The following is a 25,897-nucleotide window of genomic DNA, read 5'->3' as shown; positions in this document are numbered from 1 at the left end:
CCGGGTAGTGCCCAGCGACTCACGCGGGAGGGATCTTGGTCCTCACCGCTTCGGCCACACAGTCGGCGACGAGCGCAGCCAACGCCTCCGCGTCCTCCTGGTGGGCCAGGTGGCCGGCGCCGGCCAGGAGTCTCAGCCGTCCGTGTGGCAGGGCCTCGCACAGGCGGGTCAGGTCATCGACCGGAGACAGCTGGTCGCGGTCACCGGCCACGATCCAGGTCGGGATCCCGACCTCCCCGGCCCGCTCCAGACAGCCGGAGCGACTGGCCACCCGGAGATGGTCGGCCGCGACGCGCGGATCGGCACCCAGGTGACGCTCGGGGGCAGCCTCGGCGCGGATGCGGAGGAACCCGCGGAGCCCGTGCCGCGCCAGGGTCAGGTTGCCGGCGTCCTCGAGGAGGGTCGATCCGACGACGGCGTCGGCGATCGGGCGGGGAGCGCGGGACATCACCGAGGCGAACAGGCCGGCACAGGCGTGGCCGGCGTAGGCGCTGAGCCCGGTCCGGCGATCGGGCCGCACGACCACCGGGGAGACGAGCACCAGCCCACGGAGGGGTGCGAGCCGTCGGGAGGCGACCGTCACGCCGATGGTGGCACCGAAGGAGTGCCCGACGAGGACCACCGGCTCGGTCGCACCGATCGAGTCGAGCACCTCCTCGACGAGCTCCGACAGCTCCGTCAACCCCCGGTGGAGTCGCCCGGTGCTCTCGGAGACCCCCATCCCCGGGAGGTTGACCGTCACCACGCGGAGCCCGCGCCGGGCCGTGTGCGCCACCAGCCTGCGCAGCCCGAGGTCGGCGCCCTTCCAGCCGGGCAGCGCGACGACGCTGACCGGCAAGGTCGACGGGCCGGAGTCCGCGACCACGACCCGCGAGCCGTTGCCGAGGCGCACCTCGGACCTGACCACCGAACCCCCCGCGTCCTCGAGCTACTCCTCGACCCGGGTCAGGCCAGGCGCTCCAGGATCAGCTCCCGGACCCGCCCGGCGTCGGCCTGGCCGCGCATGTCCTTCATCACCGCCCCGATCAGCGCTCCGGCGGCCGCGACCTTGCCGTCGCGGATCTTGTCGGCGACGTCGGGGTTGTCGGCGATCGCCCGGTCCACGGCCTCGGTGAGCGCACCGTCGTCGGAGACGATGCCGAGCCCGCGGGCGGCCACCACGTCGTCGGGGCCGCCGTCACCGGCGAGCACGCCGTCGAGCACCTGCCGGGCGAGCTTGTCGTTCAGCTTCCCCTCGTCAACCAGGGCCTGCACCCGGGCGACGTCGGCCGGGGAGACGCCGAGCGAGGCGAGATCGGTCTCGGACTCGTTGGCGCGCCGGGCCAGCTCGCCCAGCCACCACTTCCGCGCGCTCTGCGGCGTGGCCCCGGCGGCGATCGTCTCCTCGACCAGCCCCAGCGCTCCGGCGCCGACCGTGTCGCGCATGTCGAGGTCGGAGAAGCCCCACTCGGCCTGCAGCCGCGCACGACGCTCGTGCGGCGGCTCGGGCAGCGTGGCCCTCAGCTCCGCGACCCACTCGCGGCTCGGCGCGATCGGCACCAGGTCGGGCTCGGGGAAGTAGCGGTAGTCCTCGGCGTCGGACTTCTCCCGGCCGCTGGTGGTCACGCCGGTGTCCTCGTGCCAGTGACGGGTCTCCTGGAGGATCGACCCACCCCCGGCCAGGATCGCCGCGTGCCGCTGCATCTCGAAGCGCGCGGCGCGCTCGACCGAGCGCAGCGAGTTCACGTTCTTGGTCTCGGTCCGGGTGCCGAGAGTGCCGGACCCGGTCGGCGCCAGGGACAGGTTCACGTCGCAGCGCAGCGACCCCTGCTCCATGCGTACGTCGCTCACGCCGAGGCCGAGGAGCAGCTCACGGAGCTGGCCGACGTAGGCGCGGGCCACCTCGGGTGCCTTGGCGCCGGTGCCGAGCACCGGCTTGGTGACGATCTCGATCAGGGGGATGCCGGCCCGGTTGTAGTCGACCAGGGAGTAGTCGGCACCGTGGATCCGCCCGGTGCTGCCGCCGACGTGCAGCGACTTGCCGGTGTCCTCCTCCATGTGGGCGCGCTCGATCTCGACCCGGTAGGTCTCCCCCTCGACGTCCACGTCCATGTAGCCCTCGAACGCGATCGGCTCGTCGTACTGGCTGGTCTGGAAGTTCTTCGGCATGTCGGGGTAGAAGTAGTTCTTCCGCGCGAAGCGGCACCACTCGGCGATCTCGCAGTTCAGCGCCAGACCGATCCGGATCGCCGACTCGACACCGCGTGCGTTCAGCGCCGGCATCGAGCCCGGCAGGCCCAGGCACGTGGGACAGGTCTGGGTGTTGGGCTCGGCACCGAACTCCGTCGGGCACCCGCAGAACATCTTGGTCGCGGTGTTGAGCTCGACGTGCACCTCGAGGCCGAGGGCCGGGTCGAAGCGCGCCACCACGTCGTCGTACGGCATCAGGGCGTCGCTCATCAGCGGGCTCCTTCCAGGGCCGGAGCCTGGTCGAGCAGGCGGCCGCCCCACTGCTGCGCGAGCAGCGACTCGAGTGCGGCGCCGACCCGGTAGACGCGGTCGTCGGCGGTGGCCGGGGCCAGGATCTGGACTCCGGCGGGCAGTCCGTCCTCGTCGGCGAGACCGCTCGGCACCGAGATGCCCGGGACGCCCGAGAGGTTGGCCGGGATGGTGGCCAGGTCGTTGAGGTACATCGCCAGCGGGTCGTCGACCTTCTCGCCCAGCTTGAACGCCGTGGTCGGCGCGGTCGGGCTGACCAGCACGTCGGCCCGCTCGAACGCCGCGTCGAAGTCGCGGGCGATCAGGGTGCGGACCTTCTGCGCCTGGCCGTAGTAGGCGTCGTAGTAGCCGCTGGACAGCGCGTAGGTGCCGAGGATGATCCGGCGCTTCACCTCGTCGCCGAAGCCGGCCTCGCGGGTCACCCGCATCACGTCCTCGGCGGAGGGTGAGCCGTCGGGCGTCACCCGCAGGCCGTAGCGCATCGCGTCGAAGCGGGCCAGGTTGGACGACGCCTCGGCGGGGAGGATCAGGTAGTAGGTCGCCAGGGCGTGCACGAAGTGCGGGCACGACACCTCGACCACCTCGGCGCCGGCCCGGGTCATCAGCTCCACGGACTCGCGGAAGCGGGCGAGCACGCCGGCCTGGTAGCCCTCGCCACCGAGCTCGGTGACGACCCCGATCCGGACCCCGGTGAGATCACCGTCCGCGCCGCGCCGGGCGGCGTCGACCAGGCCGGGCAGCGGCGCGTCGATGGAGGTGGAGTCGAGGGGGTCGTGGCCGCCGATGACCTCGTGCAGCATCGCCGCGTCGAGGACGGTCCGGGTGACCGGCCCCGCCTGGTCCAGGGAGTTGGCCAGGGCGATCAGGCCGTAGCGCGACACCCCGCCGTACGTCGGCTTCACGCCCACCGTGCCGGTGACCGCGCCCGGCTGGCGGATCGAGCCGCCGGTGTCGGTGCCGATCGCGAGCGGCGCTTCGTACGCCGCCACCGCGGCCGCGCTGCCTCCACCTGAGCCGCCCGGGATCCGGGTCAGGTCCCACGGGTTGTGGGTCGGTCCGTAGGCGCTGTGCTCGGTCGAGGAGCCCATCGCGAACTCGTCCATGTTGGTCTTGCCCAGGATCGGCAGCCCCGCCGCGCGCAGTCGCGCGACCACGGTGGCGTCGTACGGCGGCACCCAGCCCTCGAGGATCCGGGAGCCACAGGTGGTGGGTAGGCCGCGGGTCGCGAGCACGTCCTTGACCGCGATCGGCACGCCGTCCAGCGCGCTCGCCGGCTGTCCGGAGCCGCGCCGCTCGTCGGCGGCGGCCGCGTCGCGAAGGGCGCCCTCGGCGTCGACCTGCAAGAAGGCGTGGACGGCACCGTCGACGTCCGCAATCCGGTCGAGATGGGCCTGGGTGAGCGCGACGCTGGTGAGGTCGCCGGAGGCCAGGGCGTCAGCGAGCTCGGCGGCGGTGCGGGTCTCGGGAGCGCTCACTGCTCGTCTCCCAGGATCCGGGGCACCCGGAAGCGCTGCTGCTCGACGGCCGGGGCGCCGCTCAGCGCCTCCTCGGCGGTCAGGCCGGGACGGACGACGTCCTCGCGGAAGACGTTGGTCAGCGGCAGCGCGTGCGACGTCGGTGGTACGTCGTCACCGGCGACCCCGGTGATCGACGCGACCGACTCGAGGATCACGCTCAGCTGGGGTGCGAGGTGGTCGAGCTCGGCGTCGGAGAGGTCGATCCGCGCGAGGTCGGCCAGGTGGGCCAGCTCGTCGCGTGAGATCGACGCGGGCGCGCCGCCAGGGGTGTCGGGCATGGCCTCATCCTAGGGAGCGCAGGCGGGCACCCAACCAATCGGTCCGCTGCCGCATCTGGATGGGTGACCGATCATCCGAGCTCGGGAGACTCCATGGCACGACCACCGTCCGACGACGAGTTCACCGAGTTCGTCGTCGCCTCGTGGCCCTCGCTGTACCGCACGGCGTACCTCCTGCTCGGCGACCGGGAGCTCGCCGAGGACCTCGTCCAGACCGCGCTGGCCAAGACCTACGCGTCGTGGGGCCGGGTGCGCGAGCTCGACGCGGCCCGCGGCTACGCCCGCACCACCCTGGTGAACACCGCCTCCAGCTGGTTCCGCAAGCGGGGCTGGCGGGCGGAGCACCCCACCGAGACGATCGAGACCGGCTCCTACGAGGTCGATCCGACCCTCCGGCCGGACCTGACCGCCGCGCTGGCCCGCCTCGCCCCGCGGCAGCGCGCGGTCGTCGTCCTGCGCTACTACGAGGACCTGTCGGTCGCCGAGACCGCACGCGCCCTCCAGTGCTCCGAGGGAACGGTCAAGAGCCAGACCTCGGACGCCTTCGCCCACCTGCGCGGCCTGCTCGGTGAGGCCGTCATCCCTCTGGACACCGGAGCATCCCGTGACTGAACGCCTGATCACCCTCCTCCACGCCGAGGCGGAGACGCTCGACGTCCCGCCAGCCCCGACCGCCGAGATCCTCGGCACCGGCCGCCGCCTGCAGCGTCGACGTACCCGCACGATCTGGGGCACCACCGCCCTCGCCCTGGCCCTGGTCGGTGGCGGCGCGGCCGTGGCCCTGAACACCGGCGGCCAGGGCCCGGACGTCGCACCGACGCAGGTCCCAACGGTGACGGTTCCGTTCGCGTGGGGGGTCGACGACACCGTCTACCTCGGCACCGAGGCACGGGCCGTGCCGATGCCGGAGGTCGCCCAGACCCTCTACTACACCTCGGCGGGGATCCTGGTGCGCACCAACAAGGACGGCAGCTCCGACGGCGGGGCGCCCTTCCACTTCGAGCTGGTGACCCCCGACGGCACCGCCACCCGGCTGGGAGTCACGCTCGGCGAGGTCGTCCCGTCCGCCGACCCGACCGAGCCCTACCTGGCCTGGGCGACGAGGGTCGGCGACCGGATCCAGGTGGTGGTGCACGACGTCGCCACCGACCGGGACGTCGCCACCGTCGACGTCCCCGGCACCTACTCGTGGGGCGGTTGGCCGGCGCCCCCCGTGTCGCTCGCCGGCGACCGGGTCTTCGTCAGCCTCGACGACTCCACCGCGGTCGTGAACTGGCGCACCGGCACGACCACGACGAGCTCGGTCCTGCCCGGCGGCACGTTCCCCGAGGTCTCCGGCGGGCGCACCGTGCGGCTGCACGGCCGTGCCACCGACCACGCCAGCGCCGCCGTGGTGGACGCCGCCACCGGGTCGGACCTGCTCGACATCCCGATCTCGCAGGTCGAACAGGTGTCCCTGTCCCCCGACGGCCGGTTCGCGATGGTGGCCTCGGCGGGCCCGGTCGACCCCCGGTCGCAGTCGCAGGCCTCATCGACCCAGGTGTACGACGTGGACGCCGGCACGCACGTGTCGGTCGACGTCTCGCCGTTCGACGTGGGCTGGACCCCCCAGGACGACCTGTTCGGCGTCCGCGGCGACCAGCTCACACTCTGCGGCGCCACCACCGGCACCTGCCACTCCAGCACGGTGCCCCGGGCGACCGGCAACGGCCTGGTGCGGTACACGGGCCGGGTCTACGAGTCCTGACCAGCGGGTTCTCCGAATTCCCGCACGGAGGCCCCGGCATCTCTAGGATGGCAGGGGTCATGGTCACCGTCCACGAGACCGAGATCGATGGCGCCCTGTGCTTCTGGGCCGATCTGGGGCGTCCACTCTCGGCCGCGCACCTCCACTTCCGGCACGGGCTGGCGGACGAGCCGCTCCCCGAGACCGGCTGGCTGCACCTGCTCGAGCACCTCGCCCTGCTCGACCGCGAGACGCTGCGCAGCCCGATCCAGGGCTCGGTCGGGATGCTGCTCACCCGGTTCACCGCCCACGGCACCCCGGAGTCCGTGGTCGACGACCTCGTGGCGCTGGCCCGCTGGCTCGAGGAGCCCGACCTCCAGCTCCTCGCCCGGGAGCGCGGTGTGCTCCAGGCCGAGGCGCAGCGGCGCATCGACCCGCTGCTCGCGTCCCTGACCTGGCGGTACGGCGCGACCGGGCCCGGAGTCGCCAGCTACGCGGAGGTCGGCTCGCTCCGGGCCACCCCGGAGCTGCTCGCCGAGCGATCGCGTCGGGTCTTCAACCGCTCCAACGTGGTGCTCGTCCTCGACGGCCCGCCGCCCGCCGACCTGGCCCTGCCGCTCCCCCCGGGGGAGTACCACGCTCCGGCCCCGGCCCAGCAGGTCGACCGCCCGCTGCCGGCGACCTACGTCGACGACGCGTGGCTGACGCTGACCGGCGCGGTACGCCGTACCCACGCCTCGTCGTTCCTGCCCGGCATCCTCGAGCGCGCCGTCCACGACGGCATGCGCGAGCACACCGGCGGCGTCGACTCCCCCTGGGCCCGCCTCGTCGACGTCGACGACCGCCACAGCGTGGTCGGCGGCGGCAGCGCCGCCCAGCGCGACGCAGTGGTGAAGTCGGTCGAGACCGCTCTCGAGATCGCCGCCCGGCTCGGTCGCGACGGCGTGCCGCGGGACTGGCTCCAGGAGGCGGTCGACAACCGCCTCGGAGAGCTCGAGCACCGCGACGTGGGTTTCTTGATCGCGCACCGCTCGGCGCTGGCCGTGCTCAGCGACCGGGTGCCCCAGACCCTCGAGGAGATGGTCGACGAGCTGCGGTCGACCGATCCGGCCGAGGTCGACGCCGCGGCCCGCGAGTTCAACGACACCCTCCTGCTCGGCGCGCCCGAGCACCCGATCCGACGCCGTGACCCGGTGCAGCTGATCACGTTCCCCGAGCGTCCGCCGGTCGGCGTGGTGCCCCGTCACCGACACGTGGACTGGCCCGCGGATGCCGCGACGTTCGCGGTCGACAGCCAGACCGTCGAGCGGGCCTCGGGCACGACGGCACGAGTGATGCGGGTCCCCGACATCGTCTCGGTCTTCGCCTGGCGCGACGGCACCCGCCAGCTGATCGGGCGGGACGGCTCGACCCTGTGGATGGAGCCTGCCGAGTGGCGCGGCGGAGACGACCTCACCGCCCAGCTCGACTCCTGGCTGCCGGCCGACCTGCGGGTTCCCGTACCCGACCGGCCGGGCACCTTCCAGCGGATGGCGCCCGCGCACCTGGCGGCCACCGCGACGATCCGCTTCACGCGGACCGTGGCCGGGCAGATCGTGATCGCCGCGCTCTGCTTCCTGCTCGGCGTCGTCATCCTGTCGGGGGGCCATACCGTGGTCGGCGGCGGTCTGATCCTGGTGACCCTGTGCCTGGCCTCTCGCGTCACCCTCGTCCTCCGTCGGGCGCCGGCCGCGGCCACCGACCAGGACGAGCTGACCCCCGTCGCGAGCCCCTAGCCCGGGTCGATCCGCCGCCCTAGGGTGGCGCGATGGCGCTGATCGACCTGGACGGCCGGGTCGTCGAGTACTCCGACCTGGGCGCTCCCGACGGCCTGCCCGTGCTCTTCTTCCACGGCACTCCCGACACCCGACGGGCCGCCTGGAGCGGGGCCGAGGCCGCTCGTCGCGCAGGGGTCCGGCTCGTCGCCGCCAGCCGACCCGGTTACGGACGGACGACGCCCGCGAGCCCCTCGAGCCGCCTCGCGGTGCAGGACGCCGTCGGTCTGGCCGACCGGCTCGGGATCGCGTCGTTCGCGGTGCTCGGGATGTCGGTCGGCGGCATGTTCGCGCTGGCCTGCGCAGCTCACCACCCCGGCCGGGTGCTCCGGGCCGCGCTGGTCGCGGCACCGGGTGAGGCGCCCCGGATGGATCCACCCTGGCCGCGCGACGACCTCGACGCCGACAGGCAGGAGCAGTTCCTCCGGCTCGGGGCAGGCTCCGTCGCCGACAACGTCGCGCTGGTGACGCCCGATTTCGCGCAGTACCGCGCGCGGGTCGACCCCGATGACCCCGACGACGAGGCCCTGGCCACGCGCTGGCTGTCGTCCCTTCCCGACGACGACCGCGCGCTGCTGCTGCGCGACGCCGGCTTCGACCACGCCGCCGCCGCCCGGGAGGCGGTCGGCGAACCGTCCGGCTACTTGGGCGACGCCGCGATCGTCTTCCGGCCGTGGGAGTTCCGGGTCGAGGACGTCGTCTGCCCGGTGTCGCTGTGGTACGGCGAGCACGACGCCAACGCGCCGGTGCGCAACGGCCGCTGGCTCCAGGAGCACCTGCCCCGTGCCCACCTGAACGAGGTGCCAGGCGTCGGTCACCTGGGCACCCTGCTCACCTCGTGGCCGGCGCTGTTCGCGGACCTGGCCGCCCCATGACCGACCGCCGCGAGTGCCGCTACAGCCCCGTCGGCCCGTGCTCGAGCAGCACCTTGAAACCACCCTCGTCGAGCACCGTGACACCGAGCTGCTCGGCCTTGTCGGCCTTGGACCCGGCGTTGTCACCGACCACGACGTAGTCGGTGTTATTCGACACCGATCCGGCCGCCTTCCCGCCGCGGGAGACGATCGCCTCCTTGGCGGAGTCGCGCGAGAAGTCGACCAGCGAGCCGGTCACCACCACGGTCAGGCCCTCGAGGGTGCGGGCGACGGACTCGTCACGCTCGTCGCGCATCGAGACGCCGGCGGCGCGCCACTTCTCGACGATGTCGACGTGCCAGTCGACCGTGAACCACTCGATCACCGCCGCGGCGATGGTCGGCCCGACGCCCTCGGCAGCGGCCAGCTCGGACTCGTCCGCCGCCTGGATCGCCTCCATCGAGCCGAACTCGGTGGCCAGGGCGCGGGCGGCCGTCGGCCCGACGTGCCGGATCGAGAGCGCCACGAGCACCCGCCAGAGGGGGACCTGCTTGCGCTGACCCAGGTTGGCGAGCAGCCCGGCGCCGTTGGCGCTGAGCTGGAGCCCGTCCTCGCCCCTCTTCGCGGCCCGGGTGAACAGGTCGGTCTTCAGCAGCTTGTCGCGGTCGAGGTCGAACACGTCGCCCTCGTTGGTGATCACACCCGCGTCGAGCAGGGCGTGCGCGGCCTCTGAGCCGAGCCCCTCGATGTCGAAGGCGCCCCGGCTGGCGACGTGGTAGACCCGGTCGAGCAGCTGCGCCGGGCAGGCGCGGGTGTTGGGGCAGCGGAGGTCCTTGTCGCCCTCCTTCTGCTGGGCCAGGGTGGTGCCGCAGGACGGGCACTCGGTGGGCATCACCCAGGCAGCCAGTCCCTCGGGCCGCAGCGCGAGCACCGGCCCGACGATCTCGGGGATCACGTCGCCGGCCTTGCGCAGCACCACGGTGTCGCCCGGTCGGACGTCCTTGCGCTGCACCTCGGAGGCGTTGTGCAGGGTGGCGCGCTCCACGGTCGAGCCGGCCACCTTGGTCGGCTCCATCACCCCGAAGGGCGTCACCCGGCCGGTACGGCCGGTGTTGACCTCGATCGAGAGGAGCCTCGCGTTGACCTCCTCGGGCGGGTACTTGAACGCGATCGCCCAACGCGGCGCGCGCGACGTCGAGCCGAGCCGGCGCTGGAGCGAGACGTCGTCGACCTTGATCACGACGCCGTCGATCTCGTAGGGGACGATGGTGTGCCGGCGCTCGCCCACGTCGTCGATGAACGCCTCCACCTCCGCCAGTGACGGCAGCACCCGGACCTGGTCGGAGACCGGCAGCCCCCAGCTGCGCAGCGCGTCGTACGCCGCCGACTGCGACACCGGGTCGAAGCCGCGGCGCGCCCCGATGCCGTGGCAGACCATCCCGAGGTCGCGCGAGGCCGTGACCCGGGGGTCCTTCTGGCGCAGGGAGCCGGCCGCGGAGTTGCGCGGGTTGGCGAACGGCGGCCGGCCGGCCTCGAGCAGCGACTCGTTGAGACGCTCGAACGCCTGGACCGGCAAGAACACCTCGCCGCGCACCTCGAGCAGCTCCGGCACCGGGTGCTCGTCGCTGCCGGTCAGCCGGTCGGGCACGGCGCCGATGGTGCGGACGTTGGGCGTGACGTCCTCGCCGGTACGGCCGTCGCCGCGGGTCAGCGCCCGGACCAGCCGACCGCCCTCGTAGAGCAGGTTGATCGCCAGACCGTCCACCTTGAGCTCGCAGAGCAGGGCCGGATCGTCGACGCCGTCGCGCCCGAGCCGGGCGTGCCACGACTCCAGCTCCTCGCGCGAGAACGCGTTGTCGAGACTCTCCATGCGCTGGAGGTGGTCGACGGCCGTGAAGTCGGTCGACACCGCCCCACCGACCTTCTGCGTCGGCGAGTCGGGCGTGCGCAGCTCGGGGAAGTCGTCCTCGAGAGCCTCGAGCTCACGCAGGCGCCGGTCGAAGTCGGCGTCGTCGAGGGTCGGGTCGTCCAGCACGTAGTAGCGCCAGCGCGCGTCCTCGACCTCCTCGCTCAGCTGTCGGTGCCGCTCCCTGGCCTCGGGAGTCGCTGACTGCGGTTCGCCCATGTGCCTATCCTGCCAACCGGCGCCGACAGACGTCCGGCATCGGGGCGTGGTTTGCGCGCCCGACACGATGGGCGGCGCGGCGCCGTAGTCGCTGAACTTGGCCTCGGTGCGCTTCACGCGTGGTGCCCGTCCACCCATCCTGGTGCGCATCGGGTCCGAATCGAGCGTGTGGAGCAGCAGATGACCCGTCCCGTCGGCGAGCCGACCCTGACGCGGTACGACGTACCCGGGCAGACCCAGGCCCTGGCCCTCGTCCTGCACGGCGGCAAGGACCGGTCGAGCGCCCCGGTGACCGGGCGGAGCCTGTCGTGGAGACGCGCTCGGGGCCTGGCCCGGGCGCTCGAGCAGCCGCTGCACGACGGTGGCGTCGGCATCTGGTTGCTGCGCTACCGGACGGTGGGCTGGAACGGCGACGGTGCCGACAAGGTGGCCGATGCCCGCTGGGCGCTCGACCGGGTGCTGGCCGACGTGGGCGAGGTCCCGGTCGTGCTGGTAGGGCACTCGATGGGCGGCCGGACGGCGTGCCAGGCGGCAGACCATCGCCTGGTCCAGGGCGTCGTCGCCCTCGCGCCCTGGCTCCCGCCCGACGAGCCCGTCGACGCCCTCACCGGTCGCGAGCTGCATGCCGCCCACGGCCGGCGCGACCACATCACGAAGGCCGGAGACACCCGCGCGTACGTCGACCGGGCCCGAGCTGTGGCGGCCGCAGCGTCGTTCACCGACATGGGCGACCGCGGCCACTACCTGCTCCGGGGTGTGCACGCCTGGAACTCCTTCACCCTCGACCGGGTCCGCAGGATCGTCACGTCCTGAATTCACTATTCCTTTCGTGGTCGATATCGGATCCATGCTGGTGTGATTCCGGGTTTGGGTGGTGGGAGGAATTCGGGTCGTTGGTCGACGGGGTCGAGTCGTATTCGCCAGGGCGTGTGGTGGATGACTCGGTGGTGGTGCCCGCACAACAGCGCGAGGTTGGAAAGTGACGTCTTCCCGCCGGTGAGCCAGTGGTGGATGTGGTGGGCGTGGCACATCAACGGTGGTCGGTGGCAGCCGGGGAAGGTGCAGTGCCGGTCGCGCAGGACCAGGGCGATCCAGATCACCGCGGTGACCAGCCGTCGGGTCCGTCCGACGTCGAGGACCTCACCCCGGCCGCCGAGCACGGCGGGGATCAGGTCGGCGTCGCAGGCCAGTCGGCGGACCACGGCCGCGGGCAGGTCGAGCCCGTCGGCGGTGGTCGCGACCCCGTGGGCTTCGAGCTGGGTCTTCAATGTCTGGTGGTCGAGGGTGACGATGAGCCGGGGTCGGGTGCCGTGGGTCTCGGGTGGCAGTGCCGTGTCCAGGGCGTGTTGCGCGGTCTGGACCAGCGCGTCCCAGAGCCGGGCGCCGTGGTCACGCGGGTCCTGCTGGTCTCCGCAGGGCTGACCGGTGTCGTCCACGGCACCTGCGCATGCGGGAGTGGGTGCGGTCAATGGGAGGAGCGCAGCCCGGAGGACCGCACCGTCCTCGACGCTGCCGTAGCCCTTGATGCGCATCCCGCCCGCCCTGTCCTCGGTGATCGCCAGGAACCGGCCGAGGTGGGCGGCTCGTTCCTCACGCTCCAACGCGGCTTCCAGGCGCCGGTCGGCGGCGTCGGGGTCGACGACCTCGACCAGATGCCGCCCGGTCCTGGCCAGGTCGGTGGCGTCCAGGCGGGCGGCGTGGGTCAGCATCAGTTTCTCCCCCGCCAACGGGTCCACTCCCCGCCCGGCAGGGCCTCGACCGCGTCGACCACCAGGTCGGCCTGGCCCGGTGAGAGGGCCCCGGCCAACAAGGCCTCACGGGTCCGGCCCAGCGGCCCGGACAGGGCCTTGGCCCGGGCCAGCCGCCGCTTCCCCTCCCCCTTGCGCAGCCCGGCCATGTGGGTGACCCAGTCACCGGTCGACCCGAAGTGCAGGCGCTCTCTTGCGAGGTCGCGGGCCTCGGCCTCGACCAGGGCGCCGGCCTCGACCACCGCAGCCGCCGAAGCCAGACTCTGCAGACCCTCGACCACCTCGACCAACGTGTCGTCGGACTGCGCCGACCAGAGCACCTCCCCCAGCTCCCGGAGCCGGTCGACCAGCTCGGCGACCACACCCGCAGGTGTGGCGCCGGGAGCATCGTGGCGGTGGATCGACATAGCAAAATCGAATCAGGAACCACCGACATTCGATGTGATATCCACAGGGGTTATCCCACGATCCGAGATGATCCACAGAAACTCTTTTATCGGCCCGTTTATCGTCCACACGCCCGAGTGAGGTCAACCGCAGCCCACCCGAGCACACTCAACAGCCGGACGACGCCGTACCACCCGGCAGACCTGCGGAGGCACCGCAACCAGAAGCCGGCCGCAACCACGCCCCCTCGGTCAGGGGTCGCGACCCACAGCCGGTCCGCGAGGCGTGGTCTCGACTCCGCTCGACCACCAGGCGCGATCGGCCCCCGGGTTGTTGCCGGATTGTGTCCTGGCCCCGGAACAGATCCGGAGGACTCGTGGTTCGGCCCAGATGAAACGGAGTTGTTTCATCGCCGGAGGTGCGCTACCGTCCTCGACGGAACGAAACCGTTTCGTTTCATCCACGAGGGAGACAGAGGCCGCATGACACCCGCAGAAGCCGCGCTCCGCCCCCGGGTCGAGGGTGACCGGGAGCAGGAGATCCTCGACGCCGCGCTCGAGGTCCTCGGTGAGGTCGGCTACGACCGGCTCACCATGGATGCGGTCGCCCAGCGCGCGAAGGCGTCCAAGGCGACGCTCTACCGACGCTGGAACTCCAAGGCCACCCTGGTCGTGGACGGGCTCGCCTCGCAGAAGACCACCCCCGCGGTACCCGACACCGGCGACCTGCGCAGCGACCTGCTGGAGGCCTTCTGCGGCATGGGCGGGCTCACCGACCACGACAGCATGGCCACCTTCGGGGCCGTGATGACGGCTCTGTCCACGGACCCGGAGTTCGCCCACGAGTTCCGCACCCGCGTGCTGCTGCCCAAGTCGCAACTGTCGCGCACGGTGTTCCAGCGCGCCCACGACCGAGGCGAGATCCGGGCCGACCTGGATCTCGACCTGATCGCCCCGGCCCTGGCCGGGATCGTCCTCCACCGACTCTTCGTCATGGGCGAGCAGCCCGGGCCCTCCCTGATCGAGAGGGTCATCGACCAGATCATCCTGCCGGCCGTCCGACCGACGCAGGCGTGAACACCACCACCACACCACAAGGAAGAAGCTCATGTCAGAACTGACCGATGCCGTCGAGGCCTCCGGGCCCGCGACGACCGAGACCGAGGGCAAGAAGCAGCACCTCGGCTGGGCCTTGGTGCTGATCTGCATCGCCCAGCTGATGGTGGTGCTCGACGCCACGATCGCCAACATCGCCCTGCCGTACATCGGCAAGGACCTCCACATGTCCGGGACGAACCTGACCTGGATCGTCACCGGCTACTCCCTCTCGTTCGGCGGCCTGCTGCTGCTGGGCGGAAGGCTCGGTGACCTCTACGGTCGCCGCAAGGTCTTCATGGTCGGCCTGACTGTGTTCGCCGTCGCCTCGCTGCTCGGCGGGCTCGCGCAGAGCGAGTCGCTGCTGCTGGCTGCGCGAGGACTTCAGGGACTCGGCGCCGCCCTGGCCTCACCGGCCGCGCTGGCGCTGATCACCACGACGTTCCCCGCCGGCCCTGCGCGCAACCGTGCCTTCGCGGTGTACGCCGCGATGTCGGGCGCCGGTGCCGCGGTCGGGCTGATCCTCGGTGGCTGGCTGACCGGGCTGGACGTGCACATGTTCAACCCCCAGGACGGCTGGCGCCTGACCTTCCTGATCAACGTTCCGATCGGCATCATCGCGGCGCTGCTCGCGCCGAGGTTCCTCAACGAGTCCGAGTCGCACCCCGGTCAGCTCGACGTCCCGGGCGCGGTCGCCGGTACCGCCGGTCTGCTCTCGCTCGTCTACGGGCTCACCCGGGCCGGCAACGCGGCGTACGGGTGGAGCGACGGCCTGACCATCGCCAGCCTCGTGGCAGCGGTCGTCCTGCTGGTGCTGTTCTTCCTGGTCGAGAGCCGGGTCGAGCACCCCTTGCTCCCGTTCCGGATCTTCATGAACCGCACCCGCGCCGCGAGCTTCGTGGCGATGGCGCTGCTGCCGGCCGCGATGTTCTCGATGTTCTTCTTCCTGAGCCTGTTCATCCAGAACGTCATGGGCTACAGCCCGCTCAAGGCCGGGTTCGCGTTCCTGCCGTTCAGCATCTGCATCATCATCAGCGCCGGGATCGTGTCCAGCCTGGCCAACCGGATCGACCCGCGCTACCTCGCCGGCGTCGGCACCCTGATGGCCTCGGTGGCGTTGTACGGGTTCTCCCGCCTCACCGTCCCGGACAGTGGCGCCGACGTGCTCCACGCGGTCAGCACCGGTACCACGATCGGCGCGGGCGTCAACTACTGGACGCAGATCCTGCCCTTCGTGTGCCTGATGGCGCTGGGCATGGGCGCGGTGTTCGTGCCGCTGACCCTGACCGCGGTGCACCACGTGCGTGCCGAGGACTCCGGCGTCGGCTCGGGCGTGCTGAACACCATGCAGCAGGTCGGCGGCGCGCTCGGTCTGGCGACGCTGTCGACCGTGGGCAGCCACTTCACCAACGCTCACATCAGCTCGATCGCACCGACCATCGGCCAGGGTCTGTCGTCGCTCAACCCGCAGATCACCCAGGGGTTGATGTCCAAGCTGGACGTGAGCACGCCGCAGCAGCTGGCCGGGCTGCTCGCCTACATCGGCGGGTTCCCGACCGGGGCCACCCACGCGTTCCTCGTCGGCGTCTTCATGATGCTGGCCGGGTCTGCCGTGGTGTGGATCTTCCTCGACGTCAAGCACGAGGAGCTGGCCACGGACGCCCCGGAGGGTGTCCACGTCGGCTGACCGCACGTCGTACGACGCGATGCCCCCGGGTGCTCCCGGGGGCATCGTCGCGTCCGGGCCGGCTCAGCGCACCCGGGCCAGGCTGACGCCGTCGCGGACCGGGAGGAGGACGACGTCCACGCGGTCGTCGGCGAGCAGCGCCTCGTTGAGGGCGTGGATGGCCCGGTCGTCGTCGTTCCGCGGCTCGAGTACCCGGCCGTCCCGGAGCATGTTGTCGAGCACGACCAGACCCCCCGGGCGGACTCGGGTGACGATCTCCTCGAAGTACGCCGCGTAGCCGGTCTTGTCGGCATCGATGAAGGCGAAGTCGAGGTCGCGCCCCGGCGGCAGGGCACGCAGCGTCTCCAGCGCCGGTCCGAGCTCCAGCGAGATCCGCCCGGCCAGCCCGGCCCGCTCCCAGTAGCGCCGGGCCACCGAGGTGAACTCCTCGCTCACGTCGCAGCACAGCAGGTGCCCGTCGTCGGGCAGCCCACGGGCGATGCAGATCGAGGAGTAGCCGGTGAAGGTGCCGACCTCGACCGCCCGCCGGGCCCCGACCAGGCGGACCAGCATGGTCAGCAGCTCGCCCTCGTCGTGGGAGATCTGCATCCCGGACTGTCCGGCCAGCTCGCGGTGCGTCTCCTCGGCGAGGTCGCGCAGCACGTCGTCGGCGGGCTCGGAGTGGGCGAGCAGGTAGTCGTTGATGGCAGGGCTGACGATGTCCATGCGGCTCAGGTTACTGAGCGAGCTCCGCCACGTGCCCGCCGTCGGCGTCGTACCAGAGGACGTAGCGCCCCAGGCCCAGGACAGAGCTGGCCCCGGGGGCGCCGAGCCGGGACAGACTGCCGGTGACGAGGTCGTAGCGCAGCGGCAGCTCGTTCGCCTGGAAGAGCAGGGTGTCGCCGGCGAACGACAGGTGGGGCAGGTCGCAGGCGGCAGCCCGGGTCGAGCGGCACGCGGACCCGTCTGGGGGGAGCGCGCGTGGCCGGCTGCACGAACACCTCGCCGCGGTCGTCGTCCGGGGTGCTGCCACCCCGAGAACGAGGTCGGCGACCGGACGGGTTGCACGATCAGCCCGAGAGGTTGGTCGCCGCCTCGTGACACAGTGCCAGCGCCCGCCGCGCCCATGCCGGCGACGCACCGGCCAGCCCGCAGGCGGGCGTGAGCACGAGGCGCTCCGAGACCGCCTCCGGGTCCAACCCGGTCATGTCGAGCCAGCGCAGCACCTGCTCGGTGAGCCCGGTCGCGGTCGGCGGGTGGGCCGGCTCTGTCGAGGGTACGACGCCCAGGACCACCGTCTCGCCCGCGTCGAGCGCCTCGGCGAAGACGTCGATGTCATCCGCGTCGAGCATCGCCAGGTCGGCGCTCAGCCCGCGCGCTCCGGCGCCGCGGACCAGCTGCCACGGCACGCTCAGGGCGCAGGAGTGCACCCAAGGCTCGACCCCGGCGGCGCCCAGCACCCATTCCAGGGCGTCGGACGCCTCGGGCGGATGCACGACCCGGTGCCGTCCGAAGCCCGAGGCCGTCGGTACTGCTCCGGCCAGGACCGAGGGCAGCGACGGCTCGTCGACCTGCACCACGATCCGGGCGGCTCCGACCCGGCCGCGCACGTCGTGCAGATGGTCGGCCACGCCCTCGGCCAGCGCCTGGGCCAGCTCGCGCCGGGCACCGTGGTCGGCCAGGATCTTGTCGCCGCGCGGGCGCTCCACCGCTGCGGCCAACGTCCACGGTCCGGCCACCTGGATCTTGAACACGCCCTCGAGGTGCTGGGCCCGCTCCTCCAGCGCGTCGAGGTCCTGGAGCAGCAGCGACCGCGCGCGCCGGTGGTCGATGCCCGGGCGGTCGGTAAGCCGCCATCCGGCGGGCTGGAGGTCGAAGGAGAGGTCACCGATCATGGCCAGCGCGCGACCGACCATCGTCGCGCCCGGACCGCGGGCGGGCAGCTCGGGCAGGTGCGGCAGCTCCGGTACCTCGCCGAGCACGACCCGCACCGCTTCGCCGTAGTCGCGCGCGTCGTCGCCCGGCCAGGAACCGACCCCGGTCGCGGCCGTCACGCGTCGGCGCCGATGCGGCTGGTGGCCACGATCGTGGCCGAGCCCAGCACCCGGGTTCCGTCATAGATCACCGCGGCCTGTCCCGGCGCGACCCCCTGCGCCGGCTCCAGCAGCTCGACAGCGACCCGGTCTCCGGACACGGTGAGCCGCGCGCGGTGCTCTGCTCCGTGAGCGCGCAGCTGCACCCCCACCGAGACGGGGTACGACGTGGGGACCGCGCCGCACCAGCGAGGCCGGTCGGCGTCGATCCGGTCGACGGTCAGCGCGTCGCGAGGGCCGACGGTGACCGTGCCCGAGACCGGCTCGATGTCGAGCACGAAGCGCGGCTTCCCGTCGGCCGCCGGAGTGCCGAGTCGGAGCCCGCGCCGCTGCCCGATGGTGAACCCGTAGGTGCCGTCGTGCCGCCCGAGCTCCTGCCCCGACGAGGCGTCGACGATCGCTCCGCCGTGGTTGGGCGCCCGCTCCCCCAGCTTCTCCCGCAGCCAGCCGGCATTGTCGCCGTCGGAGACGAAGCAGATGTCGTGCGAGTCCGGCTTCTCCGCGACCAGCAGCCCGCGCTCGGCCGCCTCGGCGCGGATCTCGGTCTTGGTGGTGTCGCCGAGGGGGAACAGCGAGTGCCGCAGCTGGTCCTGGGTGAGCACCCCGAGCACGTAGGACTGGTCCTTGTCGTGGTCGACCGCCCGGTGCAGCTCGACCGTGCGGTCGGCTGCGGTGCGCAGCTGCGCGTAGTGGCCGGTGGCCACGGCCTCGAAGCCGAGCCCCAGCGCCCGGTCGAGCACGGCGGCGAACTTGATCTTCTCGTTGCACCGCAGGCACGGGTTGGGGGTGCGGCCGGCGGCGTACTCGTCCATGAAGTCCACGACGACGTCCTCGTGGAACCGCTCGGACAGGTCCCAGACGTAGAACGGGATCCCGATCACGTCGGCCGCCCGGCGCGCGTCGTTGGCGTCCTCGAGGGTGCAGCAGCCGCGCGCCCCCGAGCGGTACGACGCCGGGTTGCGCGAGAGGGCCAGGTGGATGCCCGTGACGTCGTGGCCGGCCTCGACCGCACGCGCGGCAGCGACCGCCGAGTCGACGCCGCCCGACATCGCGGCGATGACCTTCATCGGTCGCGGGCTCCCCGCGCGCGCTCGACACAGGCACCGATCGCCTCGACCAGCGCGTCGACATCGGCCGGCGTCGACGTGCGACCGAGGGTGAACCGCAGCGAGTGCCGGGCACCCTCGTCGTCGAGGCCCATCGCCAGCAGCACGTGGGACGCCTGCGGCACGCCCGCGGAGCACGCCGAGCCGGTGGAGCACTCGATGCCGCGGGCGTCGAGCAGCATCAGCAGCGAGTCGCCCTCGCAGTCGGGGAAGCCGAGGTGGGCGTTGCCCGGCAGACGCTGCACCAGGTCGCCGTGCACATGCGCGTCGGGGACCACCTCGACGACCCGGCGCACGAGGTCGTCGCGCAGGGCGGAGACCCGCTCGGCGTACTCGGGCTGTGCCTTGACCGCGTGCTCGACCGCGGCGGCGAAGCCGGCGATCGCGGGCATGTCGAGGGTTCCGCTGCGGATGTCGCGCTCCTGGCCGCCACCGTGCAGCAGCGGGGTCAGCGACAGCTCGCGTCGCACGAGCAGCGCCCCGACGCCGTAAGGACCACCGAGCTTGTGCCCGGTCAGGGTCAGCGCATCCACGCCACTGGCGGCGAAGTCGACCGGGATCGCTCCGACGGCCTGGACCGCGTCGGTGTGCACCGGGATCGAGTGCTCGGCGGCGATCGCCACGATCTTCTCGATCGGCTGGATGGTGCCGACCTCGTTGTTGGCCCACATCACCGAGATCAGGGCCACGCTGCCGGGGTCGCTGGCGACGCCGGCCCGGAGCGCGTCGAGGTCGAGCACGCCGTGGGCGTCCACCGGGACCAGCTCGACGACCGCCTGCTCCTCGGTCGCCAACCAGTGCAGGGCGTCGAGCACCGCGTGGTGCTCCACCGACGACGAGAGGATCCGGACCCGGGCCGGATCGGCGTCGTGCCGCGACCAGTAGAGGCCCTTGAGCGCGAGGTTGTCGGCCTCGGTGCCACCGGAGGTGAAGACCACCTCGCCCGGGCGGCAGTTCAGCGCCTGCGCGATCGTCTCCCGCGACTCCTCCACGATCCGCCGAGCCGCGCGACCACTGGCGTGCAGCGACGAGGGGTTGCCGACGTCGCGCAGATGCGTCGTCATCACCTCGAGCGCGGCCGGGAGCATCGGCGTGGTCGCGGCGTGGTCGAGGTAGACGGTCTGCTGGGTCGGCAGGGTCTCGGGCGCGTCGTGCATGTCCCACCCAGCGTACGGCTCCGGGTGTGACGGTGCTAACCCGGCGACTGCGCAGGGTCGGGTGGCAGCTCGGCGAGCTCCGGTAGCCAGGGGTGCTCGGGGAACAGCCGGCGTACGACGTCGTGCAGCCACCTGCGCTGCTCACCGCCGAGCAGGGGCAGGGTCCGCGCCAGGTCGCGGCGGTCCTTGAGCCGGTCCAGCCGGGCCTTGAACATCAGCACGATCTCGGGGTTGAGCACCCGCACGCCCTCGTTGGTCAGCCAGGTGACCTCGTCGAGCGGGGCGACGTGGTCGTGGTCCTTCTTGTTCTGCCAGAGACCGTCGGCGTCGGGGGTGACCGGCAGGTCCATCACCCACGGCGCGCGGGCGTGACGGCGTACCCAGATCTGGGCGTCAGGAGCCGGAAGGTCGGGACGCACCCGGGTCAGCGGAGCGATCCGACCCTCGACGAGCGACCACAGGTGCCAGCGGTCGCCGACGAACTCCCGGAGCGCCGGGACGTCGCATGCCAGCACCGAGACGTCGATGTCCTCGTGCTCGCGAGGAGCGGCGGTGAACGCCTCGATCGCCCAGCCGCCGACCAGCCACCACTGCCGGTCGAAGCCCTCGAAGAACCCGATCGCACCGTCGAGGTCGAGGGCCTCCCAGGGCCCGTAGAGGTGGGTCCAGTACTCGTCCTCGGCGATCTCGTCGGGGCTTCGCGGCAGCGGCTCACGCACGCAGGCAGCCTAGGTGCACTCGGACAGCCGGCCGGTCACTTCGCGCCGTACATCTTCTTCATGCCGAGCCAGTCGCCGATCCCCAGGGTGCGGGCGTAGGTCGAGCACGGTGTGGCGGCGTGCTGCATGGTGAGGTGGCTGTGCCCCGAGCCGGTGTGGCCCATGCCGTAGGCGTGCCCGAACTCGTGGGTCACGATCCCCTCGAAGTCCCACTGGTTGGTGCACGGGCTCGGGAGCTTGGTGGTCAGGGCCTTGCCGGTGTCCAACATGATGTCGGCGGCGCCCATGTGGCCGGTGCGGTTGAGGTACCAGTAGCAGGTCCAGCCCAGCAGCCCGCCCGGGAGGCGGCCGAAGCCGACGACGTTGTGGGTGTTGTAGGCGCCGCACTTGATGCCGCTGGTGCCCGGCTTGATGTTGGGCCGGGCGGAGGTGTGGCCGAGGTAGTGGCCCACCGGGGTGCGCAGGTGCGGCTTGCCGCACGTGTTGCGGCCGGACCGCATGTTGACGTCGGCGGCCTTGATCTGACGGGTCAGGATGCGGTGGTGGAAGCGCCGGGGCGCGTTCGAGAGGGCGACGCGGTAGCGCAGCGAGGTGGCCCAGCGGTGCCCCTCGAGGTGGAAGGTGCGGTCGTGGCAGGCCGGCGGGTCGGACGCCGCACCCGCTCCCTGGCTGCCGGTGGCGGAGCCGAGCACGGCCCGCACGTCGCTGCCGATGTTGGCGACCCGGAGGCCGGTGACCTCGCCGTGCCGCCCGATGCCGTCACCGGCCACGGTGACCCCCGCAGGTGGCACCACAACCGAGACCCGGCCCGCGGTGACCACGCGGCCGACCAGCGAGCAGCCGAGGGCTCCCGAGCCGTGGGCGAGTGCCGCGGCCGGGATCGGACCCCGGCCGATGCAGCGTTCGTCGACGGTGCGGGCGGAGGAGGCGGTCTGGAGGGAGGCGGCCAGCACGGTGCCCGTGCTGAGACAGGCCACGAGGGCGAACGTGCGGCGAAGGATCGTCATGAGTCGATCCTCCCCCACCCTCACCCGACCAAACGTGAACGGGCTGGAGTGCCGCGGGTCAGCGGACGCCGTACATCTTCTTCATGCCGAGCCAGTCACCGAGGCCGAGCGTGCGCGCGTACGTCGAGCACGGCGTCAGCTCGTGTTGCATCGTGAGGTTGTCGTGGCCGGACCCGGAGCCGGTGTGAGCCATCCCGTAGACGTGACCCATCTCGTGGGTCACGACGCCCTCGAAGTCCCAGATGTCGAGGCAGTTCGTCGGCAGCCGGGTAGCCATCGATGCACCGTTGTCCATCAAGATGTCCGCGGCGGACAGGTGCGTGCTGCCGGAGGACCAGTTGCAGGTCCAGCCGAGCAGCCCGGCCGGCAGGTTGCCGAAGGCGACCACGTTCTTCTTGTCGTAGGTGCCGCAAGAGACGAAGGACGAGCTCGACGTGATGTGCGGGCGGACGCCGGACCGGCCCAGGTAATGGGCGCCGGGGGTTGCCAGGTGCGGTTTCCCGCACGTGTTGCGGCCCTTGCGGACGTTGGCGTTGGCGGCCTTGATCTGGTCCACGAGGGTCTTCCGGTGGGCATCCGCCGGCGCCTTGCTCAAGTTGATGCTGTAGCGCAGCGAGGTGACCCATGGGTCGGCGCCCGGCTCGAGGTGGAAGGTTCGGTCCTGGCAGGCCGGGGCGCTGGCCCCCCGATGGGCGACGCGCTCACCGCTCGCGGCCCTCCCGACGACGGCCCGGACCCCGGTACCCGTGTTGGTCACGCGCAGGCCGGGCACGGCACCGTGCCGACCGACGCCCTCGCCACTCACCGTCATCCCCGGAGGCGGCACGACCACCGAGACTCGACCGGCATAGACGACCCGGCCGACCAAGGAGCACCCGGCCATCGATCCGTCGCGGTTCAGTGCCGACGCCCGGATCGGGGCTCGGTCGGCGCAGCGACCTTCGTCGACGCCGGCCTGGGTCGGCGTCTGGCCGGACGTGACGAGGAGCGCGGCGGCGGTGAGGCAGCCGGCCACCCATGTGGTGGGCCGTCGAGGAGTCGTCATGGGGCCACATCCTGCCTCAGTCCGGCAGGTTGCGGCTTCCGGCGGATCGGGACGATGCCACGACCGTCACAGGAGCACCAGGTCGTCGCGGTGCACGACCTCGCGCTCGTACGCCGTGCCGAGGTCGCGGCGCAGATCGGCGGAGGTCCGGCCCACGAGGCTGGGGATCTCCCCGGAGTCGAAGTTGACCAGGCCCCGGGCCACCGGCGTGCCGTCGGGGCCGGCCAGGTCGACCGGGTCGCCCGCGGCGAAGGTGCCGGTCGATCCGGTCAGTCCGGCCGCCAGCAGCGAGGCGCGGCGCTCGGTGACCGCCCGGACCGCCCCTTCGTCGAGGAGCAGCACGCCCTGCGGTTCGGTGGCGTGGGCCAGCCAGAGCAGCCGGGTCGGCCGGCGCCGCGACGCGGCATGGAAGAACGTGCCGACGGCCCCGCCCGCGAGCGCCTCGTCCGCGCGCGCCGCGGCGGCCAGCACCACCGGGATGCCGGCGCCGGTGGCGATCCGGGCCGCATCGAGCTTGGTGCGCATCCCCCCGGTGCCCAGCCCGGCCCCGCTCGCGCGGCCGACCCGCACCTCGGTCAGGTCGTCGGCCAGCGCCACGTCGGCAACCAGCGAGCTCCCGGCGGCGGTCGGGTCGGCGTCGTAGAGGCCCTCGACGTCGCTGAGCAGGACCAGCAGGTCGGCGTGGACGAGATGGGCCACGAGGGCAGCGAGCCGGTCGTTGTCGCCGAAGCGGATCTCGCTGGTGGCCACGGTGTCGTTCTCGTTGACGATCGGGAGCACCCCGAGATCGAGCAGCTTGGCCAGGGTCTGGTGGGCGTTGCGGTAGTGCGTACGTCGGGTGACGTCGTCGGCGGTCAGCAGGACCTGACCGGCCACCAGACCGTAGTCGGCGAGCTCCTCGGTGTAGCGGTGCACCAGCAGCCCCTGGCCCACGGCTGCGGCGGCCTGCTGCGCCGGGAGCGCACGCGGGCGTCGCGCCATCCCGAGCGGGGCCAGTCCGGCGGCGATCGCGCCCGAGGAGACCAGCACGACCTCGACCCCGCGGGCCCGGGCCTCGGCCAGCGCCGCGACCAGCCGGCGTACCCGCTCGGGGTCGATCCCACCCACCGTCGTGGTCAGGCTGGACGAGCCGACCTTGACCACCACGCGGCGGGCGGCCAGCACCTCCGGCCGCGGCGCGGTGGTCGGGCTCATTCCGCGGGGTCGCTCTCGATGCGGTCGGGGTCGTCGGCCGAGCCGATCTCGTAGCTGGTCGGGCCCGGACCCCGGTCGAGGCGACGGGCCACGTCGGCCCGGGTCTCGGTCTCGGCGCGGTCGGGCATCGCCTCCTGGATCGCGCGGCGGCGGTGGGCCGCCGGCCGCGACTCCTCGAAGCGCTGGTCCTCACCGCGTCGGCTGAGCAGCTCGACCCCCGCGTCGATCCCGGGCCGGAAGTCGAAGACGACCGCGTTGTCGGGGTCGCCGATCAGGACGTCGTCGCCCTCGACGGCGCCGAGCTCGACCAGCTTCGCCTCGACGCCGAGCCGGTTGAGCCGGTCGGCCAGGAAGCCGACCGCCTCGTCGTTGCTGAAGTCGGTCTGACGCACCCAGCGCTCGGGCTTGGTGCCGCGCACCCGCCAGCCCTCGGGCGACTGGGTCACCGAGAAGTCACCGCCACCGTCGACGGCGGGCGGCCGGAGCACGATCCGCTCGGCGGCCGCCTCGGTTCGGTCGGCGCGCGCCGCCTGCACGATCTCGGCCATCGCGAAGGTCAGCTCGCGCAGGCCCTCACCCGAGGCGGCGCTGACCGCGAACACGCGGTGCCCCTGGCTCTCGAGGTCGGCCCGGACGATCTCGGCCATCTCGCGGCCGTCGGGCACGTCGATCTTGTTCAGGGCGACCAGGCGCGGGCGGTCGTCGAGCCCGCCGTACGACGCCAGCTCGTGCTCGATCACCGCCAGGTCGTCCTCGGGGTTGCGCCCGGGCTCGATGGTGATCATGTCGACGACGTGGACGATGGCAGCGCACCGCTCGACGTGACGCAGGAACTCGTGGCCCAGGCCGCGACCCTCGCTGGCCCCCTCGATCAGGCCCGGCACGTCCGCGACGGTGAAGGTGGTGTCGCCGCCGGTGACCACCCCGAGGTTGGGCACGAGCGTCGTGAAGGGGTAGTCGGCGATCTTGGGCCGGGCCCGTGAGATCGCCGCGATCAGGCTGGACTTCCCGGCACTCGGATAGCCGACCAGCCCGATGTCGGCGACCACCTTGAGCTCGAGGCTGATGTCCAGCTCGTCGCCGGGCTCGCCGAGCAGGGCGAAGCCGGGCGCCTTGCGCTTGGAGCTGGCCAGCGCGGCGTTGCCGAGGCCGCCGCGACCGCCCTGGGCGACCACCAGCTCGGTGCCGGCGCCCACCAGGTCGGCCAGCACCTCGCCGCCGACCCGCGAGACCACCGTGCCGTCGGGCACCGCCAGCACGAGGTCCGCGCCGTGAGAGCCGTTCTTGTGGGCACCCGCGCCGTGGCCGCCGTGCTCGGCCACCCGCCGCGAGCTGTGGTGGTAGTCGAGCAACGTGGTCACGTCGGGGTCGACCCGCAGGATGATCGAGCCGCCCGGGCCGCCGTTGCCGCCGTCCGGGCCACCCAGGGGCTTGAACTTCTCCCGGTGCACCGACGCGACGCCGTTGCCGCCCCGCCCCGCGGCGACGTGCAACGTCACCCGGTCGACGAACGTCGGAACCGCCATGGTGAATCAAACCGCCGATCGGGCTTGTCGAGATCAAATGGACGAAGGGCGGCCCCGAGGCCGGGGACGCCCTTCGAGTGGTCCGCGGAGACCTACTCCGACGGGACGATGTTGATGACGCGGCGACCGCGACGCGTGCCGAACTCCACGTTGCCCGCGACCAGCGCGAACAGGGTGTCGTCGCCACCGCGACCCACGCCGGTGCCCGGGTGGAAGTGGGTGCCACGCTGCCGGACGATGATCTCGCCGGCGTTGACCAGCTGGCCGCCGTACCGCTTCACGCCGAGGCGCTGGGAGTTGGAGTCCCGACCGTTCTTGGTCGAGGCCGCACCCTTCTTGTGTGCCATGAGTTCAGTCCTTTAG

General features: G+C 72.4%; 25 protein-coding genes. 7 read left to right on the top strand and 18 right to left on the bottom strand.

What is annotated here, in order from left to right:
- Positions 1-19: 19 nt before the first annotated feature.
- From E3N83_RS01150 to gatC, 4 genes are read right to left on the bottom strand one after another with little or no spacing between them, the layout of a single operon-like run.
- Positions 20-907, bottom strand: a complete 888-nt coding sequence (locus tag E3N83_RS01150; RefSeq protein WP_151081597.1) for an alpha/beta fold hydrolase — start codon at positions 905-907, stop codon at positions 20-22.
- 38 nt (positions 908-945) lie between these two features.
- Positions 946-2,439 carry an Asp-tRNA(Asn)/Glu-tRNA(Gln) amidotransferase subunit GatB gene (gene gatB, locus E3N83_RS01145; RefSeq protein WP_151081596.1) on the bottom strand — a complete coding sequence of 498 codons (1,494 nt, stop codon included), beginning with the start codon at positions 2,437-2,439 and terminating at the stop codon, positions 946-948.
- On the bottom strand, positions 2,439-3,953 hold the full coding sequence (gene gatA, locus E3N83_RS01140; protein ID WP_151081595.1) for an Asp-tRNA(Asn)/Glu-tRNA(Gln) amidotransferase subunit GatA: 1,515 nt from the start codon (positions 3,951-3,953) through the stop codon (positions 2,439-2,441). Before gatA ends, gatB begins: the two co-directional genes overlap by 1 nt.
- Positions 3,950-4,273, bottom strand: a complete 324-nt coding sequence (gene gatC, locus E3N83_RS01135; RefSeq protein WP_151081594.1) for an Asp-tRNA(Asn)/Glu-tRNA(Gln) amidotransferase subunit GatC — start codon at positions 4,271-4,273, stop codon at positions 3,950-3,952. Before gatC ends, gatA begins: the two co-directional genes overlap by 4 nt.
- Positions 4,274-4,366: 93 nt before the next feature.
- On the opposite strand from gatC, the gene E3N83_RS01130 reads away from it, so the two are divergent.
- The 4 genes from E3N83_RS01130 to E3N83_RS01115 are packed head-to-tail and all read left to right on the top strand — an operon-like array spanning position 4,367 to position 8,688.
- Positions 4,367-4,885, top strand: coding sequence for a SigE family RNA polymerase sigma factor (locus E3N83_RS01130; protein ID WP_151081593.1), 519 nt, complete (start codon positions 4,367-4,369; stop codon positions 4,883-4,885).
- A complete protein-coding gene (locus E3N83_RS01125; protein ID WP_151081592.1) occupies positions 4,878-6,020 on the top strand; it encodes a hypothetical protein in 1,143 nt (380 codons plus the stop codon). Before E3N83_RS01130 ends, E3N83_RS01125 begins: the two co-directional genes overlap by 8 nt.
- A gap of 59 nt (positions 6,021-6,079) precedes the next feature.
- Positions 6,080-7,774 (top strand): hypothetical protein, encoded by a 1,695-nt coding sequence (locus tag E3N83_RS01120; RefSeq protein ID WP_151081591.1) that lies wholly within the window; start codon positions 6,080-6,082, stop codon positions 7,772-7,774.
- A 32-nt stretch (positions 7,775-7,806) separates the two neighbouring features.
- Positions 7,807-8,688, top strand: a complete 882-nt coding sequence (locus tag E3N83_RS01115) for an alpha/beta fold hydrolase (protein ID WP_151081590.1) — start codon at positions 7,807-7,809, stop codon at positions 8,686-8,688.
- A 19-nt stretch (positions 8,689-8,707) separates the two neighbouring features.
- On the opposite strand, the gene ligA is transcribed toward E3N83_RS01115, so the two are convergent.
- Positions 8,708-10,792, bottom strand: coding sequence for an NAD-dependent DNA ligase LigA (gene ligA / locus E3N83_RS01110; RefSeq protein WP_151081589.1), 2,085 nt, complete (start codon positions 10,790-10,792; stop codon positions 8,708-8,710).
- A gap of 180 nt (positions 10,793-10,972) precedes the next feature.
- Between ligA and E3N83_RS01105 the strand changes: the two genes are divergently transcribed.
- Positions 10,973-11,605, top strand: a complete 633-nt coding sequence (locus E3N83_RS01105) for an alpha/beta fold hydrolase (protein WP_151081588.1) — start codon at positions 10,973-10,975, stop codon at positions 11,603-11,605.
- Between the two features lie 5 nt (positions 11,606-11,610).
- On the opposite strand, the gene E3N83_RS01100 is transcribed toward E3N83_RS01105, so the two are convergent.
- Together E3N83_RS01100 and E3N83_RS01095 are read right to left on the bottom strand one after the other, a co-directional pair.
- Positions 11,611-12,501 carry an HNH endonuclease signature motif containing protein gene (locus tag E3N83_RS01100; protein WP_151081587.1) on the bottom strand — a complete coding sequence of 297 codons (891 nt, stop codon included), beginning with the start codon at positions 12,499-12,501 and terminating at the stop codon, positions 11,611-11,613.
- Positions 12,501-12,947 (bottom strand): hypothetical protein, encoded by a 447-nt coding sequence (locus E3N83_RS01095; protein ID WP_151081586.1) that lies wholly within the window; start codon positions 12,945-12,947, stop codon positions 12,501-12,503. Before E3N83_RS01095 ends, E3N83_RS01100 begins: the two co-directional genes overlap by 1 nt.
- A gap of 462 nt (positions 12,948-13,409) precedes the next feature.
- Here E3N83_RS01095 and E3N83_RS01090 point away from each other — a divergent pair, with 462 nt between their 5' ends.
- Positions 13,410-14,003, top strand: coding sequence for a TetR/AcrR family transcriptional regulator (locus E3N83_RS01090; RefSeq protein ID WP_151081585.1), 594 nt, complete (start codon positions 13,410-13,412; stop codon positions 14,001-14,003).
- Positions 14,004-14,034: 31 nt separating this feature from the next.
- Positions 14,035-15,708, top strand: a complete 1,674-nt coding sequence (locus E3N83_RS01085; protein ID WP_151081584.1) for an MFS transporter — start codon at positions 14,035-14,037, stop codon at positions 15,706-15,708.
- Between the two features lie 63 nt (positions 15,709-15,771).
- Here E3N83_RS01085 and E3N83_RS01080 read toward each other — a convergent pair whose 3' ends face one another.
- The 11 genes from E3N83_RS01080 to rpmA all read right to left on the bottom strand — a co-directional run bounded on the left by E3N83_RS01080 (position 15,772) and on the right by rpmA (position 25,881).
- Positions 15,772-16,413 (bottom strand): O-methyltransferase, encoded by a 642-nt coding sequence (locus tag E3N83_RS01080; protein WP_202879291.1) that lies wholly within the window; start codon positions 16,411-16,413, stop codon positions 15,772-15,774.
- A 10-nt stretch (positions 16,414-16,423) separates the two neighbouring features.
- The gene (locus E3N83_RS19380; protein WP_191908076.1) at positions 16,424-16,720 is read right to left on the bottom strand and encodes a hypothetical protein; all 297 of its coding nucleotides are present in this window, start codon (positions 16,718-16,720) and stop codon (positions 16,424-16,426) included.
- Positions 16,721-16,757: 37 nt separating this feature from the next.
- Positions 16,758-17,741 carry a methionine synthase gene (locus tag E3N83_RS01075; protein WP_151081583.1) on the bottom strand — a complete coding sequence of 328 codons (984 nt, stop codon included), beginning with the start codon at positions 17,739-17,741 and terminating at the stop codon, positions 16,758-16,760.
- Positions 17,738-18,847 (bottom strand): tRNA 2-thiouridine(34) synthase MnmA, encoded by a 1,110-nt coding sequence (gene mnmA, locus E3N83_RS01070; RefSeq protein ID WP_151081582.1) that lies wholly within the window; start codon positions 18,845-18,847, stop codon positions 17,738-17,740. Before mnmA ends, E3N83_RS01075 begins: the two co-directional genes overlap by 4 nt.
- Positions 18,844-20,043, bottom strand: a complete 1,200-nt coding sequence (locus E3N83_RS01065) for a cysteine desulfurase family protein (protein ID WP_151081581.1) — start codon at positions 20,041-20,043, stop codon at positions 18,844-18,846. The genes mnmA and E3N83_RS01065 overlap by 4 nt, the downstream gene beginning before the upstream one ends.
- A 35-nt stretch (positions 20,044-20,078) precedes the next feature.
- Positions 20,079-20,762, bottom strand: a complete 684-nt coding sequence (locus tag E3N83_RS01060; RefSeq protein ID WP_151081580.1) for a nucleotidyltransferase domain-containing protein — start codon at positions 20,760-20,762, stop codon at positions 20,079-20,081.
- A gap of 35 nt (positions 20,763-20,797) precedes the next feature.
- Positions 20,798-21,769, bottom strand: coding sequence for a zinc metalloprotease (locus tag E3N83_RS01055; RefSeq protein ID WP_151081579.1), 972 nt, complete (start codon positions 21,767-21,769; stop codon positions 20,798-20,800).
- Positions 21,770-21,827: 58 nt separating this feature from the next.
- The gene (locus tag E3N83_RS19375) at positions 21,828-22,814 is read right to left on the bottom strand and encodes a hypothetical protein (RefSeq protein ID WP_191907899.1); all 987 of its coding nucleotides are present in this window, start codon (positions 22,812-22,814) and stop codon (positions 21,828-21,830) included.
- Between the two features lie 66 nt (positions 22,815-22,880).
- On the bottom strand, positions 22,881-24,008 hold the full coding sequence (gene proB, locus E3N83_RS01040; protein WP_151081576.1) for a glutamate 5-kinase: 1,128 nt from the start codon (positions 24,006-24,008) through the stop codon (positions 22,881-22,883).
- Positions 24,005-25,534 carry a GTPase ObgE gene (obgE, locus tag E3N83_RS01035; RefSeq protein WP_151081575.1) on the bottom strand — a complete coding sequence of 510 codons (1,530 nt, stop codon included), beginning with the start codon at positions 25,532-25,534 and terminating at the stop codon, positions 24,005-24,007. Before obgE ends, proB begins: the two co-directional genes overlap by 4 nt.
- Before the next feature lie 92 nt (positions 25,535-25,626).
- Complete coding sequence (gene rpmA / locus E3N83_RS01030; RefSeq protein WP_151081574.1) at positions 25,627-25,881, bottom strand: 50S ribosomal protein L27; 255 nt, start codon at positions 25,879-25,881, stop codon at positions 25,627-25,629.
- Positions 25,882-25,897: the final 16 nt, after the last annotated feature.

This window comes from Nocardioides cynanchi, assembly GCF_008761635.1.
GTDB lineage: Bacteria > Actinomycetota > Actinomycetes > Propionibacteriales > Nocardioidaceae > Nocardioides > Nocardioides cynanchi.
Note: the sequence above shows the minus strand (reverse complement) of the source record. Positions and strands in the feature narration are given on the sequence as shown.

Excerpts from the sequence above, each read along its gene's own strand:
- gatB (WP_151081596.1), bottom strand. The coding sequence starts at position 2,439 with ATGAGCGACGCCCTGATGCCGTACGACGACGTGGTGGCGCGCTTCGAC.
- gatC (WP_151081594.1), bottom strand. The coding sequence starts at position 4,273 with ATGCCCGACACCCCTGGCGGCGCGCCCGCGTCGATCTCACGCGACGAG.
- E3N83_RS01130 (WP_151081593.1), top strand. The coding sequence starts at position 4,367 with ATGGCACGACCACCGTCCGACGACGAGTTCACCGAGTTCGTCGTCGCC.
- E3N83_RS01120 (WP_151081591.1), top strand. The coding sequence starts at position 6,080 with ATGGTCACCGTCCACGAGACCGAGATCGATGGCGCCCTGTGCTTCTGG.
- E3N83_RS01115 (WP_151081590.1), top strand. The coding sequence starts at position 7,807 with ATGGCGCTGATCGACCTGGACGGCCGGGTCGTCGAGTACTCCGACCTG.
- ligA (WP_151081589.1), bottom strand. The coding sequence starts at position 10,792 with ATGGGCGAACCGCAGTCAGCGACTCCCGAGGCCAGGGAGCGGCACCGA.
- E3N83_RS01105 (WP_151081588.1), top strand. The coding sequence starts at position 10,973 with ATGACCCGTCCCGTCGGCGAGCCGACCCTGACGCGGTACGACGTACCC.
- E3N83_RS01100 (WP_151081587.1), bottom strand. The coding sequence starts at position 12,501 with ATGCTGACCCACGCCGCCCGCCTGGACGCCACCGACCTGGCCAGGACC.
- E3N83_RS01095 (WP_151081586.1), bottom strand. The coding sequence starts at position 12,947 with ATGTCGATCCACCGCCACGATGCTCCCGGCGCCACACCTGCGGGTGTG.
- E3N83_RS01090 (WP_151081585.1), top strand. The coding sequence starts at position 13,410 with ATGACACCCGCAGAAGCCGCGCTCCGCCCCCGGGTCGAGGGTGACCGG.
- E3N83_RS01085 (WP_151081584.1), top strand. The coding sequence starts at position 14,035 with ATGTCAGAACTGACCGATGCCGTCGAGGCCTCCGGGCCCGCGACGACC.
- E3N83_RS01080 (WP_202879291.1), bottom strand. The coding sequence starts at position 16,413 with ATGGACATCGTCAGCCCTGCCATCAACGACTACCTGCTCGCCCACTCC.
- mnmA (WP_151081582.1), bottom strand. The coding sequence starts at position 18,847 with ATGAAGGTCATCGCCGCGATGTCGGGCGGCGTCGACTCGGCGGTCGCT.
- E3N83_RS01065 (WP_151081581.1), bottom strand. The coding sequence starts at position 20,043 with ATGCACGACGCGCCCGAGACCCTGCCGACCCAGCAGACCGTCTACCTC.
- E3N83_RS01055 (WP_151081579.1), bottom strand. The coding sequence starts at position 21,769 with ATGACGATCCTTCGCCGCACGTTCGCCCTCGTGGCCTGTCTCAGCACG.
- E3N83_RS19375 (WP_191907899.1), bottom strand. The coding sequence starts at position 22,814 with ATGACGACTCCTCGACGGCCCACCACATGGGTGGCCGGCTGCCTCACC.
- proB (WP_151081576.1), bottom strand. The coding sequence starts at position 24,008 with ATGAGCCCGACCACCGCGCCGCGGCCGGAGGTGCTGGCCGCCCGCCGC.
- obgE (WP_151081575.1), bottom strand. The coding sequence starts at position 25,534 with ATGGCGGTTCCGACGTTCGTCGACCGGGTGACGTTGCACGTCGCCGCG.
- rpmA (WP_151081574.1), bottom strand. The coding sequence starts at position 25,881 with ATGGCACACAAGAAGGGTGCGGCCTCGACCAAGAACGGTCGGGACTCC.